Origin of the sequence: Natronococcus occultus SP4 (genome assembly GCF_000328685.1) — an archaeon.
Lineage (GTDB): Archaea > Halobacteriota > Halobacteria > Halobacteriales > Natrialbaceae > Natronococcus > Natronococcus occultus.
This window is the reverse complement of record NC_019974.1, coordinates 1,722,533-1,734,692: the sequence shown is the minus strand read 5'-3', so window position 1 is coordinate 1,734,692 and position 12,160 is coordinate 1,722,533. Positions and strand designations below refer to the sequence as shown.

Here is a 12,160-nt window from a genome sequence, read left to right as displayed (position 1 = left end):
TATTTACGATTCAATCGAGTAATATATACATGGGAATCCGAATCGATGAGATAGACGAACGGATCATCTACCGATTGACGGAGGACGCTCGCCACACGTCAGCACCGGACATCGCCGAAGAGGTCGACGTTTCGCCGCCGACGGTCCGAAACCGAATTCGTCGTCTCGAGGAGGCGGGCGTTATCGAGGGATACCACGCGCAGATCGACTACGAGAAGCTCGACGGACGGTTGACCAATCTGTTTCTCTGTACGGCAGTGGCAACCGATCGCAAACGATTCGCACAACGGATACTCGACATTACGGGCGTCGTCGGTGTCCGGGAGGTAATGACGGGTGGACAGAACCTCCACGTGACGGTAGTCGGATCGAACACCGGCGATATCAGACGCATCGCACAGGAAATGGCAGCGCTCGGGATAGACATCGACGACGAGGGGTTGTTCCACCGGGAACGGATCCAGCCCTACACGCCATTCGGTCCCGACGAACCGGATCGGACGCCGCTGGTTACCGGTATCGCGGATCTCAGCGACGACGCGGACGTGGTCGAGATTCCCGTCGCCGACGACGCTCCGATCGCCGGAAAAACGCTGCAGGCAGCCACCGGCGAGGGGTTCATCACGGAGGATTTGCTGGTCGTTTCGATCGACCGCGAAGACAGGGACCAAGCGGTCACTCCCGACGGGAACACGGTCATTCGACCGGGAGACGTTGCCACGCTCTTCTCCCGGACAGGGATCGCAGACGAGACACTCCGCGCGTTCACTGAAAACTGGAGCGAAGACTGACTTCCACGAGTTCAGTCGTGGGCTTTCTCCTCGAACCGCTGTAACGGAACGGGCGGGCCGAACTCGAGTACGACCTCGTCGAGAAGAGTCCATCCTTGGCCGACACCGCGATCAGCTCTACACCGCTGCGGTTTTGAGCGGGCGGCGAATACCCCACGGTAATGGACGACGACTTGCGCGAACGGGTCGAACGCGAGGCGGAGAAACACGCGCTGTTGAACGCGGTGAAACACGAGAGCGACGCCGACGTCGGCGCGATCATGGGGCCGCTGATGGGCGACAACCCCGAGTTCCGCGAGCACGGCGACGAGATCCCGGGGGTCGTCGGCGGCGTCGTCGGACGGGTCAACGACCTCGAGTACGCCGAGAAGCGGGAGCGCCTCGAGGAGCTGGCCCCGGAGGAGCTCGCCGAAATCGAGGCCGAGGACGAGGGCGACGACCACGACCTGCCCGACCTCCCCCGCGCTGAGGAGTACGACGAGGTCCGGATGCGGTGTGCACCGAACCCCAACGGGCCGTGGCACGTCGGTCACGCGCGGATGCCCGCGGTGATCGGCACCTACAAGGACCGCTACGACGGCTGGTTCTGCGTTCGCTTCGACGACACCGACCCCGAGACCAAACGGCCAGATCTCGAGGCCTACGACGCGATCCTCGAGGATCTGGACTATCTGGGCTTCGATCCCGACGCGACGTTCAAAGCCAGCGACCGCCTCGATATCTACTACGACCACGCTCGGAAGCTGATCGATATGGGCGGGGCCTACACCTGCTCGTGTTCGGGCGAGGAGTTCTCCGAGCTGAAAAACAGCGGCGAGGCCTGCCCCCACCGCGAGAAGGACGTCGAGACCGTCCTCGAGGAGTTCGAGGACATGATCGCGGGCGTCTACGACAGCGGCGAGATGGTGTTGCGGGTGAAAACCGACATCGAGCACAAGAACCCGGCGCTGCGAGACTGGGTCGGGTTCCGGATGATCGACACGCCACACCCCCGCGAGGAGGCCGCGGAGTACCGGTGTTGGCCGATGCTCGATTTCCAGTCCGCGATCGACGACCACGTGATCGGCATCACTCACATCATCCGCGGGATCGACCTGCAGGATTCGGCGAAGCGCCAGGGCTTTCTGTACGACTACTTCGGCTGGGAGTACCCCGAGGTCGTCCACTGGGGTCACGTCCAGATCGACGCCTACGACGTGAAGATGAGCACCTCGACGATCGCCGAGCTGATCGACGAGGGGAGACTCGACGGCTGGGACGATCCCCGCGTCCCGACGCTGAAGAGCCTTCGGCGGCGGGGGATCCGTGGCGAAGCCATCGTCGACGCGATGGTCGGGCTCGGCACGTCGACCAGCGACGTCGACCTCGCGATGAGTTCGATCTACGCCAACAACCGCGACCTGATCGACGAGGACACCGATCGTCGGTTCCTCGTTCGAGATGGCATCGAGGTCCCGCTGGGCGGGAGTCCGCCCGATGAGGCGAACCCGCCGCTACACCCCAACCACGAAGACCGCGGCGTCCGCGAGATCCCCGCCGGCGACGCCGTCCTGCTCGAGCCAGCGGACCTCCCGCAGCGCGAGGAACGGATCTGGCTCAAGGGGCTGGGCTGTTTCCAGTATACCCGCGATACGCTCCAGTACACGGGCGAGGATATCGACGTCGTCCGCGAGGGCGAGGTCGACGTCGTCCACTGGGTGCCCGCCGAGGGGAGCGTTCCCGTTCGGATGCGGACGATGGACGGCGACGTCACCGGCCATGCCGAGCCCGGCGTCGCCGACCTCGCGACCGACGAGCTGGTGCAGTTCGAGCGCGTCGGCTTCGTCCGGATCGACGGCACGGACGGCGACGAAACGGTCGCCTACTACGCTCACCCCTGACCGGTCGGAGGAAGTGCAGACCCGCCGCTCGTGAAGCAGTCAGCAACCCCAGTTGGGACCGATCGAACGGGCCGGCGCGCTGGTTCTCGGTCCGACCGATCCGGGTCGGGTTGGTTAATCGTCTTCGTTGTCGTCGTCGGCTTCTTCCTCGTCGTCATCCATCTCATCGTCATCCTCCTCTTCGTCATCGACTTCTTCGTCGTCGACCTCCTCATCATCTTCTTCCTCGTCATCGACTTCCTCGTCGTCTTCGTCATCGTCGACCTCTTCTTCGTCGTCTTCGTCGTTCCCGTTCGCTTCGATCTCGATCTCGCCGCGCATCGTCGTTTCGTGGGGTCGACAGACGTACTCGGCGATCTCGTCGGTCGCCTCGAACTCGATGAACTGATCCTCGCCGCCCTCGCTCTCCTCGTCGGTCTCGTAGTCGTCGACGATCTCGTCGTCCTCGTCGACGAGTTCGATGTTGTGCGCCGAACCGTCGCCTTCCTCCCAGCCGATCTCGTACTCCTCGCCCTCCTCGAGTACGAGCGTCGGGTTCTCTTCGTCGGCGATCTCCTCGGGTTCGATACCGATCCAGCCCGCGGTCTGGGCGTCGAACTCGATCGTGGTACCCGGTTCGATCACCTCGCCGTTCTCTACGTCCTCGTCGTCGTCCGGTTCGTCCTCGTCGTCCGGCTCCTCGGCCGGATCGTCGTCTTCTTCCTCTCCGTTACAGCCGGCGATGAACGCCGTCGCGCCGACGGCTCCGGTAAGCTTGAGTACGCTTCGCCTGGTGGTGTGGTCGTTGTCCCCCATACGCACACCTATGCGTCCCAACGGATTTAAACCAAATCTACGATGGTAGTGAAAATCTAAAACACACCGGACATATTAGTTGATAACTAGTAAAATCTCTTCGGTTATCCACTCGGGTATCCGTCCTCGAGTAGCTCGTCGCTACCCGTCATCGAGCAGCTCGTCGGCCCCGTCGGGATCGGGATCCGCGACGATCCCATCCTGACGCCCGAGGACGCGAGCGTGGGCCGCACAGACGCGTCTGTTCTCGTCCCATGGGATGTGGAGTTCGACGCAGGCGGGGCGGTCACAGCCGTCCTCGGCGCAGGGCATACGCCATCTACGGTGCCAGGAACCTCAATAGTCGGGTCGGGCTCACAGTACGAAGACGGCGACGAGGAACCCGAGCAGGATCGACAGCGTCAGCAGGACCTGGACCGCCGTCGAGGCCAGCACGCCGACCGTGGCGTAAAACGCCGAGCGGGTGCTGCCGTCGACGTCGCCGCCGCGAGCGTACTCGAGGACGAAGACGGTACCGAACAGGCCGACCACCAGCCCGATCGGGCCGGTGAGAATCATCAGCGCGATGCCGACGACGGCCGCGGCGCCGGTCGTGGCCCAGGAGGCCCCGCCGGCCCGAGCCGCGATCGAGCCGCCGAAGAACTCGACGAGCAGGGTGAGCACGCCGAGGGACGTCAACACGACGAGCGATACCGTTCCGGGTTCGGCGAACCCGGAGTTCCACCAGTACAACAGGAGTCCCGACACCGAGAGCAGCCCGCCGGGAACGAGAGGAACGACCGTTCCGATGACGCCGCCGACGAGCAGAGCGATCGCCAGGAGTGCGACCACGTCGACCATAGCCGATACCAGGCGGGACGGCGGCAAAGACGTACCGCCTCCGGAACCGGTTAGGAGCGAGACGAGAAACCGACCGCCATGGATCGAACGCGCGGTGCGATCGTCGTCGGCGCGTCCTCGGGGATCGGCGCGGCGTTGGCTCGCGAACTCGCCGCCGACGGCTACGAGGTGGGACTGGCGGCCAGACGCACCGACCGACTGCGGGAGGTCGGCGAGGAGCTTCCGACCCGATCGTACGTCGCGACGATGGACGTTACCGACGCCGAGGACGCCCGCGAGCGGTTCGACGCGCTCGCCGACGCGATGCCGACCGTCGAGCTCGTCATCGTCAGCGCCGGCACCGCAGCCCTGAACCGCGAGCTGGAGTGGGACCGCGAGCGGAAGACGATCGACGTCAACGTCCGCGGGTTCGCGGCGATCGCGACCGCGGCCGTCACCCGCTTCGAGGACCGGAACGTCGACGGCCACCTCGTCGGGATCTCCTCGGTGGCGGCCCACTTCGCCAACGGCGGCGTCCCGGCGTACAACGCCTCGAAGGCGTTCGTCACGACCTACCTCGAGGGGTTGCGTACCCGGGCTCGCGGGCGCGACCTGGACGTGACCGTGACGACCGTCGAGCCGGGGTTCGTCGACACCGAGCTGGCCTACGGCTCGTTCTGGAAGTGTTCGCCGGAGACCGCAGCCGAACAGATCGCGCGGGCGATCCACAGGGAGCGAACGCACGTCTACGTCACCCGTCGGTGGCGCCTCGTCGCGTGGATCTTCGATCTCGTGCCGAACGCGATCCTGCGGCGGGTTCTCTCCTAGCCGGGACGTTCCGGGTCAGTCGTCCGTGAACCGCTCCCGATCCTTGCGGGCCGTCTCGCTCCCGTAGCGGTCGACCAGCGGGACGAGCGCGTCGCCCAGCGCCCGCATGCACTGGCCGGTGGAGGGATACCCGAACCGGTCGGCGACGGCCTCCCAGTCGTGGCCCTGGAGGACCCGCGCGACGAGCAGGCGCTCCTCCCGGTCGGTCAGCGCGACGTCCTCGGGGTGCTCGACGAGGGAGCGGACGACCAGCTCGCGGAAGGGGCCGGGGTCGACGTCGAACAGCCCCGGCCCGTACGCGGCGCCGGCGACGATCCGCCACTCGTGGTCGGTCAGCCCGAGGACGGGGGCGGCGTCGTCGGGAACGCTTCGCATGACCGCGCGGGCGACGTCGGGCTCGAGGTCGTCGAGGACGTCCGTACAGAGTGCGGCGAACCGGCGCACGAGCCGGGCGGCGTGGCGGTCGTGCAGCTCTCGGCCGTCCTCGCTCGTCGGCGAGAGCAGGAGCGAGGAGTACTCGCCGCTGGCGTCGTTTCTGGTCGTCGAGACGTGGACCGCCGAGTAGCCGTTCGCCCGCCAGAACTCCAGGAGACCGGGGGTCGCGCCGAACCCGGTGCCGAGCCAGTCGACGTCGTCGCCGTACTCCTCGCGGATTTCCTCGAGCAGTCGCGAGCCGAGTCCTCGCGAGCGAACGGCGTGGTGGGTCGCGATGCGGACCACGCGGATTCCCGCGGGTTCGCCCGCCCGTTCGTCCCGCAGCTGGCTCGTGAGAACGTCGGGGAGCATGTTCCCGCGGATGCGACCGCCCTCGTACATCATCGCCCGCTGTGCCGGAGGGAGGTCCCCCTCGTGGGCCAGCAGGGCGACGCTGACGATCCGTCCCCCGTGTGTGAGCGCACGGGCCTCGAGGTTCGGCGCGTCGAGCAGCCGGGCGAGGTCGCTGGGCTCGGTGCGGTAGTGTGCGAGCACGAGCAGGCCGAACGCTTCCCGCAGGAGGTGCTCGTCGGCGAGCAGGGCCTCGGGCTCGAGCCGTCGGTACGCGACGGAGTCGGGGTCGGCGTCGGCGACCAGCTGCGTGACGGGCGGGCGGGCGTCGAGTAACAGGGCGCGGAAGGCCCAGACCTCGAGAGGGTCGCCCGCCGCGTAGCGGATCGGCTCCGCCAGCACCCGTTCGGTCACCGCGTGGTCGCTCTCGGCGAGGCGATCACGGAACCGAACCGAGAACCCGCGTCCCGCACCCTCGTAGCCGTGGACCGTCGTGGCGAAGGCGATCCGCTCGGCCGCGAGCAGATCCTGCAGTACCGACACCGGGAGCGCGGCGGCCTCGTCGACGATCACGACGTCGGCGTCCGCAAGCCGCTCGATCGCGGCCGTCGGCTCTCGGTAGCGCATGCGCCCGCCAGTAGTCGTCTCGATACGGCGCGGCTCAACGACGTCGGCGCAATCAAGCGTTTCACAGAGCTCCCCCGCCCGGTCGAACGCCTCCCGCGCGTTGCGCGCGGCGGGCGCGGTCACCAGCACGTCCTCGCCCTCGGCGGCGAACGCCCCGGCTGCCAACCCCGCCGCACTCGACTTGCCGCGGCCGCGGTCGGCCTCGAGGACGACGGCCGCCGGAGCGTCGAACAGCGCCTCGAACGCGGCGACGGCGTCGGCCTGATCGGCGGTGAGACAGGCCTCGTAGGCCACGGTCGGAAACCGACGACTCGGTGGCGGGTCGGGCGCTTCGTCCTCGGCGTCGCGTCTCGGAGCGGGCTCGGTCAGCCCGTCGTCGACGACGCCGTCCTCGAGGTCGACGATGCCGATCCCGCGGTGGTCACGAAGGGTCTCGGCGAGCCGCCGTCTGAACCGTCCGGTGACGTCCGACAGCGAGAACGGCGGCACTGCCAGAGAGTCGTCGAACCCGTCTCGCCGATCGGGCCAGTCCTCGAGGGACGGCGTCAGCAAGAGCAGGAGTCCGCCGCCGTCGACCGTTCCGACCAGCTTTCCCAGGGCGTCGGGCCGGAGCTCTCCATGGGCGTCGAGGACGACAACGTCCCGGGTCGTCCCCAGCAGCTCTCCCGCGTGACTCTGTGGGAGCTGCTCACAGCGGAGCCGATCCTCGGGGCCGACCAGCGTCGTCCGGGTGATCGGAACCGCGAGCGCGTCGAGGACGTCCTCGAGCGCGTCGTACCCTTGCTCCCGGTCGCCGGCGAGCACCAGCGCCCGTCGCTCGTTCGTCCGCGCGGCCTCCGCCCGGAGCGACCGGGCGAGGTCGACGACGGCGTCGTCCGCGATCATGTCCTCGAGTCGTCGACTCGCGGGTAAGAGGCCACGGTCTCGCGGTCGCGCCCCGCGACGAGTTTCGATCCGAAACCGACGCTACCGGCCGTGCGGACCGATCCCACCCCTTCGAGCGTTTGGACACGCTTTTAAGGTGGGCACCGCTATCCGGTAGTACACCCTACGCGGGGTTGATGATGCTCCTAGCCTCACAGGACTTCCGCCGGCATTGTGCCGGCCCGGGACCCAGCCCGGATGGCAGGGGAGCGCGAGCCCACGCGTAGGAGAGGTGAACAACCAATGTCAGTCTACGTTACAACGGACATCCCAGCCGACCTCGCCGAGGACGCCCTCGAGGCCCTCGAGGTCGCACGAGACACCGGACGAGTAAAGAAAGGAACCAACGAAACCACCAAAGCGATCGAGCGCGGCAACGCCGAACTCGTCTACGTCGCCGAGGACGTCTCCCCCGAGGAGATCGTCATGCACCTGCCCGAGCTCGCCAACGAGAAGGGCATCTCCGTCGTTTTCGTCGAGACCCAGGACGACGTCGGCCACGCTGCCGGCCTCGAGGTCGGCTCGGCCGCCGCTGCGATCGTCGACGCCGGCGAGGCGTCCGACGACGTCGAAGAGATCGCCAACAAGGTCGAGGATCTCGACTGAGGTGACCTGAGATGAGTGCTGAAGAGAACGAAAGCGGATCCACGCCCGCCGAGGTCATCGAGGTCGTCGGCAAGACCGGCATGCACGGCGAAGCCATGCAGGTCAAGTGCCGCATCCAGGAGGGCGAAAACCAGGGTCGAATCATCACCCGAAACTGCCTCGGGCCGGTCCGCGAAGGAGACGTACTCCAGCTTCGCGAGACCGCCCGCGAGGCGGACTCCATCGGAGGACAATAATGGTCGAGAAACGAACCTGTGACTACACGGGCGAAGAGATCGAGCCCGGGACGGGAATCATGTACGTCCAGAACGACGGCACCGTGCTTCACTTCGTCGACTCGAAGGCGGAGAAAAACTACAAGCTCGGTCGCGAACCTCGCGATCTCGAGTGGACCGAGGCCGGCCGCGCCGGCAAGGGGCCGGCCGAGGCCGAGACTGCCGCCAGCGAGGACGCCGATCAGGACGAGGTCGCCGAAGCCGCCGAGGACGAGGACCTCGAGGCCGAGACCGAAGCCGCCGAGGACGAGACCGAAGACGAACCCGCGGGCGACGAGACCGAGGATCTCGAGGAGAGTGAGGCTTGATGAGTGAGGCCGAGCGGACCTTCGTGATGATCAAGCCCGACGCCTTCGCGCGCGGCCTGGTCGGCGAGGTCGTCTCACGACTCGAGGACCGCGGGCTGAAGCTCGTCGGCATCAAGATCGAGAACATGCCCCGCGAGCGAGCCGAGGAACACTACGGCGAGCACGAGGACAAGCCGTTCTACGACGATCTCGTCGAGTTCATCACCTCGGGTCCGGTCGTCCCGATGGTCTGGGAGGGCCAGGACGCGACGCGTCAGGTCCGCCAGATGATCGGCGAGACCGACCCGCTCGAGGCCGAGCCCGGAACGATCCGGGGCGACTACGCGCTCGACCTCGGTCGGAACGTCGTCCACGCCGCCGACCACGAGGACGAGGGAGCCAACGAACGCGAGATCTCGCTGCACTTCGATGAGGACGAACTGATCGACTACGATCAGCACGACGCCGCCTGGCTCTACGAGTAACGACTCGGAGTCGTCGTTCCGAGCTATTTCTATAGAAACACAGACGTTGAATTATCCATATTGCCGTCTTACATAGACGGAACATCTAATGTATCGGCTGTAGTAGTCGAGACCGGTGGTTTCGAATGGTAACTCACGGTAGGTGGTTCGTGAATGCGTAAGCGAGGACAGGGATCGAAGCCGGTCTCGACGGCGACGCCGCCGTCGCTCGATCTGATCTTCGACTTGCTCTCGAGCCGACGGCGGCGGTACGCGCTGTACTATCTCTCCGAACGGACCGATGGCGTCGCCGGCGTCGACGAACTGGCCGACGGGATCGTTCGGCTCGAGAACGAGACGGGCCACGGCGAGACCGACGCCGCCCAACACCGGCGAGCCGTCCGGGCCGAGCTTCAACACTCGCATCTCCCAAAGCTCGCCGACACCAGTCTCCTCGAACACGATCCGCGCAGCGACACCGTCCGCTACTGGAGCCAGCCCTCACTCGAGGAGTGGCTCGAGCATGCGAAACACAAGGAGCTGTAGCTCGCGACGTCCCGTCATCGCCGGAGCCGAACTCGGGGTGGTCAGACCTGGGGGCGAGGACGTCTCCCGGTCCGATCCCCTGTTGGGTGGTAGCATTCCCATCCTCAAAGCTTAACAGGCGAGCTATCGATACGAATCATAGAGGTGTCCTTATGACTGATCACGAACTTCCGGAACTTCCGTACGACTACGACGCACTCGAGCCGGCGATCTCCGAACAGGTCGTCACCTGGCATCACGACACGCACCACCAGGGGTACGTCGACGGCCTGAACAGCGCCGAGAAGACCCTCGAGGAGAACCGCGAGAGCGGCGACTTCAGCTCGTCCGGCGCTGCGATGGAAAACGTCACCCACAACGGCAGTGGCCACTATCTCCACACGCTGTTCTGGGAGAACATGTCCCCCGACGGCGGCGGCGAACCCGAGGGCGACCTCGCCGACCGCATCGAGGAGGACTTCGGCTCCTACGAGGCCTGGAAGGGCGAATTCGAGGCCGCCGCGAGCGGCGCCGGTGGCTGGGCACTGCTCGTCTACGATCCCGTCGCCAAGCAGCTGCGCAACCTGAAGGTCGACCGTCACGACCTTCACGCGCTGTGGGGTGCCCACCCCATCCTCGCCTGTGACGTCTGGGAGCACTCGTACTACTACGACTACGGCCCGGACCGCGGCGAGTTCATCGACGGCTTCTTCGACGTCGTCAACTGGGACAAGGCCGCAGAAGAGTACGAGAAGTGCCTCGACCACTTCGAGTAAGCGACGACTAGGTTCATCCCGACGTTTTTTACCGCGACCGACCGTCGAAAGCGGCGTCTACGACGGGAGAGATCGGTGCGGTCTTGTGGCGCCGCGACGATAGCAACGCCCATGCCAGTCCCGAAAGACGAGTTCGATCAGCTCCCGCCCTGTGACTTCTACACGCCCGCGGAGCTGCTCGAGGACGATCAGATGTACACCGTCTACGAGATCGCGCGCCTGCTCCAGGGGCTCGAGCCCGACGCGGACATCGACCGCCAGACCGAGGATATCCTGCTCGACTGGGCGATCCCGTGGGTGATGGTAAACGCCGACGAGCTCGTGGTCGCGGAGCCGCGAGACGAAGAGGAGCCCGGGTTCTACGGACTGAAAGACGAATGATACTCCTCGTGGTCGGGTCGGATCGCGTCGACGCCGGCAAGACGACGTTCTCGACGGGTCTGCTCGAGCGAACCGGCGCGGTCGGCGCCAAACCCCGGGCCGGCAACGACTACTGGTTCGACCACGACGACTGTCGACGCGCGCTCGCCGACGGTCGACTGTACGGCAAGGACGCGACGCGGCTCGCGACCGCGGAGGCCCGCGGCCGCGCGCCGGAACGGCTCAACCCCGTCCACCGCCTGTGGCGGCCCAGTCCCGGTGGCGGAACGGGACTGCTCGGCCAGAGCAACCGGGAGTTCGTCGTCGATAGGATCAACGACCCGGAGGCGCCCGGCGAGCCGACGTACGTTCGCAACGCCACCGTCGACGTCCCCGATCGGGTCGCCACGGCGCTGCCCCTCGAGGACGCCGTCCCCGTCGACTCCGTCGCAGAACTCAACGACGTCACGGCCGAGCGGTACGTGCCGGCGTTCGAGGCACTGGCGACAGATCTCGAGGCGACCGACGTCGCGGTCGTCGAATCCTACGGCGACATCGCCCGACCGCTACCCGCCATCGACCCCGCGTCGATCGCCGCAGTCGCGGCCGTCGAGCCGGGTCGGGCCCGAATCTATCCCGGCGATCGGTACTGCCGGGCCTGCGAGGTCGCCAGTTCGAGCCCGAAAGACGGAAGCCTCGAGAAACGGGTGGGGAGCGTCCTCGACTACCTCGATCCCCTCGAGCGGGTTCGGCTACCGCCGCTTGAAAGCGAGGAACGCGAGGACTCGAAACGGGTCGCCGCGGCCTACGCCGACGCCTACGACGCCTTGCTCGAGGCCGCTGGCCGCGTCTAGGCCTGACGGGCCATCTGCGAGGAGAGCTCGACGTGATCGTAGGGGTTCGTCGTCACGCTCGGCCCGTGGCCCGTATGTAGTTCCGCGAGCTCCGGGGAGATCCGTTCGAGGACGCGATCGATGCTCTCGATCAGCGTCTCCCGGTCACCCTCCTCGAGGTCGGTACGGCCGAAGCTACCGTTCTGGAAGACGAGATCGCCCGCAAAGAGGATCCCCGCGTCGGCCGAGTAGAAACAGAGGTGGTCGTCCTTGTGGCCCGGCGTGTGGACGGCGACGTACTCGTGGTCGCCAAGCTGCACCGTCTCACCGTCGGCGATCCCGTGGTCGACGCCGTCGATCGACGGATCGTACCCCCAGACCTCGACGTCGAACGCCGACGTGACGTCCTCGAGGTTGCCGACGTGGTCGGGGTGGGTGTGGGTGAGCACGACCGCGTCGAGGTCGTCGACCCGCGACTCGAGGCGGTCGACGACGTCGAAGTTCGCGCCGGGATCGATCAGTACCGTCCGCTCGCCGGGAACGAGGTAGACGTTGCTCGTAAACGCCTGGACGCCCTGGGCGAGATTCGTGACCATGGCGGACCG

At 66.5% G+C, this 12,160-nt stretch carries 16 protein-coding genes; 11 read left to right on the top strand and 5 right to left on the bottom strand.

All coding sequences use genetic code 11. The features are described from left to right. The first annotated feature begins 29 nt into the window (after positions 1-29). Positions 30-791, top strand: a complete 762-nt coding sequence (locus NATOC_RS08560) for an Lrp/AsnC family transcriptional regulator (RefSeq protein WP_015321034.1) — start codon at positions 30-32, stop codon at positions 789-791. Positions 792-952: 161 nt separating this feature from the next. Next, positions 953-2,671 (top strand): glutamate--tRNA ligase, encoded by a 1,719-nt coding sequence (locus NATOC_RS08555; protein WP_015321033.1) that lies wholly within the window; start codon positions 953-955, stop codon positions 2,669-2,671. Positions 2,672-2,785: 114 nt separating this feature from the next. Here the strand turns inward: NATOC_RS08555 and NATOC_RS08550 are convergent, their stop codons facing one another. From NATOC_RS08550 to NATOC_RS08545, 3 genes are all read right to left on the bottom strand, one after another. Beyond that, the gene (locus NATOC_RS08550; protein WP_015321032.1) at positions 2,786-3,466 is read right to left on the bottom strand and encodes a twin-arginine translocation signal domain-containing protein; all 681 of its coding nucleotides are present in this window, start codon (positions 3,464-3,466) and stop codon (positions 2,786-2,788) included. A gap of 141 nt (positions 3,467-3,607) precedes the next feature. After that, complete coding sequence (locus tag NATOC_RS22305; protein ID WP_015321031.1) at positions 3,608-3,778, bottom strand: hypothetical protein; 171 nt, start codon at positions 3,776-3,778, stop codon at positions 3,608-3,610. Positions 3,779-3,820: 42 nt separating this feature from the next. Further along, the gene (locus NATOC_RS08545; protein ID WP_015321030.1) at positions 3,821-4,306 is read right to left on the bottom strand and encodes a DUF456 domain-containing protein; all 486 of its coding nucleotides are present in this window, start codon (positions 4,304-4,306) and stop codon (positions 3,821-3,823) included. 78 nt (positions 4,307-4,384) lie between these two features. Here NATOC_RS08545 and NATOC_RS08540 point away from each other — a divergent pair, with 78 nt between their 5' ends. Next, the gene (locus NATOC_RS08540; RefSeq protein WP_015321029.1) at positions 4,385-5,113 is read left to right on the top strand and encodes an SDR family NAD(P)-dependent oxidoreductase; all 729 of its coding nucleotides are present in this window, start codon (positions 4,385-4,387) and stop codon (positions 5,111-5,113) included. Positions 5,114-5,128: 15 nt separating this feature from the next. Here NATOC_RS08540 and tmcA read toward each other — a convergent pair whose 3' ends face one another. Beyond that, positions 5,129-7,390: a tRNA(Met) cytidine acetyltransferase TmcA gene (gene tmcA, locus NATOC_RS08535; protein WP_015321028.1), complete on the bottom strand. Its 2,262-nt coding sequence runs from the start codon at positions 7,388-7,390 to the stop codon at positions 5,129-5,131. Positions 7,391-7,672: 282 nt separating this feature from the next. Here tmcA and rpl7ae point away from each other — a divergent pair, with 282 nt between their 5' ends. The 8 genes from rpl7ae (at position 7,673) to NATOC_RS08495 (ending at position 11,576) form a co-directional block, all read left to right on the top strand. Further along, the gene (rpl7ae, locus tag NATOC_RS08530; protein ID WP_015321027.1) at positions 7,673-8,035 is read left to right on the top strand and encodes a 50S ribosomal protein L7Ae; all 363 of its coding nucleotides are present in this window, start codon (positions 7,673-7,675) and stop codon (positions 8,033-8,035) included. A gap of 11 nt (positions 8,036-8,046) precedes the next feature. Next, positions 8,047-8,271: a 30S ribosomal protein S28e gene (locus NATOC_RS08525; protein ID WP_005557920.1), complete on the top strand. Its 225-nt coding sequence runs from the start codon at positions 8,047-8,049 to the stop codon at positions 8,269-8,271. Then, entirely contained in the window at positions 8,271-8,618 is a 348-nt protein-coding gene (locus NATOC_RS08520; RefSeq protein ID WP_015321026.1) for a 50S ribosomal protein L24e, read from the top strand. The genes NATOC_RS08525 and NATOC_RS08520 overlap by 1 nt, the downstream gene beginning before the upstream one ends. Continuing rightward, complete coding sequence (ndk, locus tag NATOC_RS08515; RefSeq protein WP_015321025.1) at positions 8,618-9,082, top strand: nucleoside-diphosphate kinase; 465 nt, start codon at positions 8,618-8,620, stop codon at positions 9,080-9,082. Before NATOC_RS08520 ends, ndk begins: the two co-directional genes overlap by 1 nt. Positions 9,083-9,235: 153 nt before the next feature. After that, positions 9,236-9,607 carry a DUF7344 domain-containing protein gene (locus NATOC_RS08510; RefSeq protein WP_015321024.1) on the top strand — a complete coding sequence of 124 codons (372 nt, stop codon included), beginning with the start codon at positions 9,236-9,238 and terminating at the stop codon, positions 9,605-9,607. A 152-nt stretch (positions 9,608-9,759) separates the two neighbouring features. Continuing rightward, positions 9,760-10,362 carry a superoxide dismutase gene (gene sod / locus NATOC_RS08505; RefSeq protein ID WP_015321023.1) on the top strand — a complete coding sequence of 201 codons (603 nt, stop codon included), beginning with the start codon at positions 9,760-9,762 and terminating at the stop codon, positions 10,360-10,362. 111 nt (positions 10,363-10,473) lie between these two features. Then, positions 10,474-10,743 (top strand): DUF5827 family protein, encoded by a 270-nt coding sequence (locus NATOC_RS08500; protein WP_015321022.1) that lies wholly within the window; start codon positions 10,474-10,476, stop codon positions 10,741-10,743. Continuing rightward, entirely contained in the window at positions 10,740-11,576 is an 837-nt protein-coding gene (locus tag NATOC_RS08495; RefSeq protein WP_015321021.1) for a P-loop ATPase/GTPase, read from the top strand. Before NATOC_RS08500 ends, NATOC_RS08495 begins: the two co-directional genes overlap by 4 nt. Here NATOC_RS08495 and NATOC_RS08490 read toward each other — a convergent pair. Then, positions 11,573-12,151: an MBL fold metallo-hydrolase gene (locus NATOC_RS08490; protein ID WP_015321020.1), complete on the bottom strand. Its 579-nt coding sequence runs from the start codon at positions 12,149-12,151 to the stop codon at positions 11,573-11,575. The two genes, NATOC_RS08495 and NATOC_RS08490, sit on opposite strands and share 4 nt — an antisense overlap. Positions 12,152-12,160 lie beyond the last annotated feature (9 nt).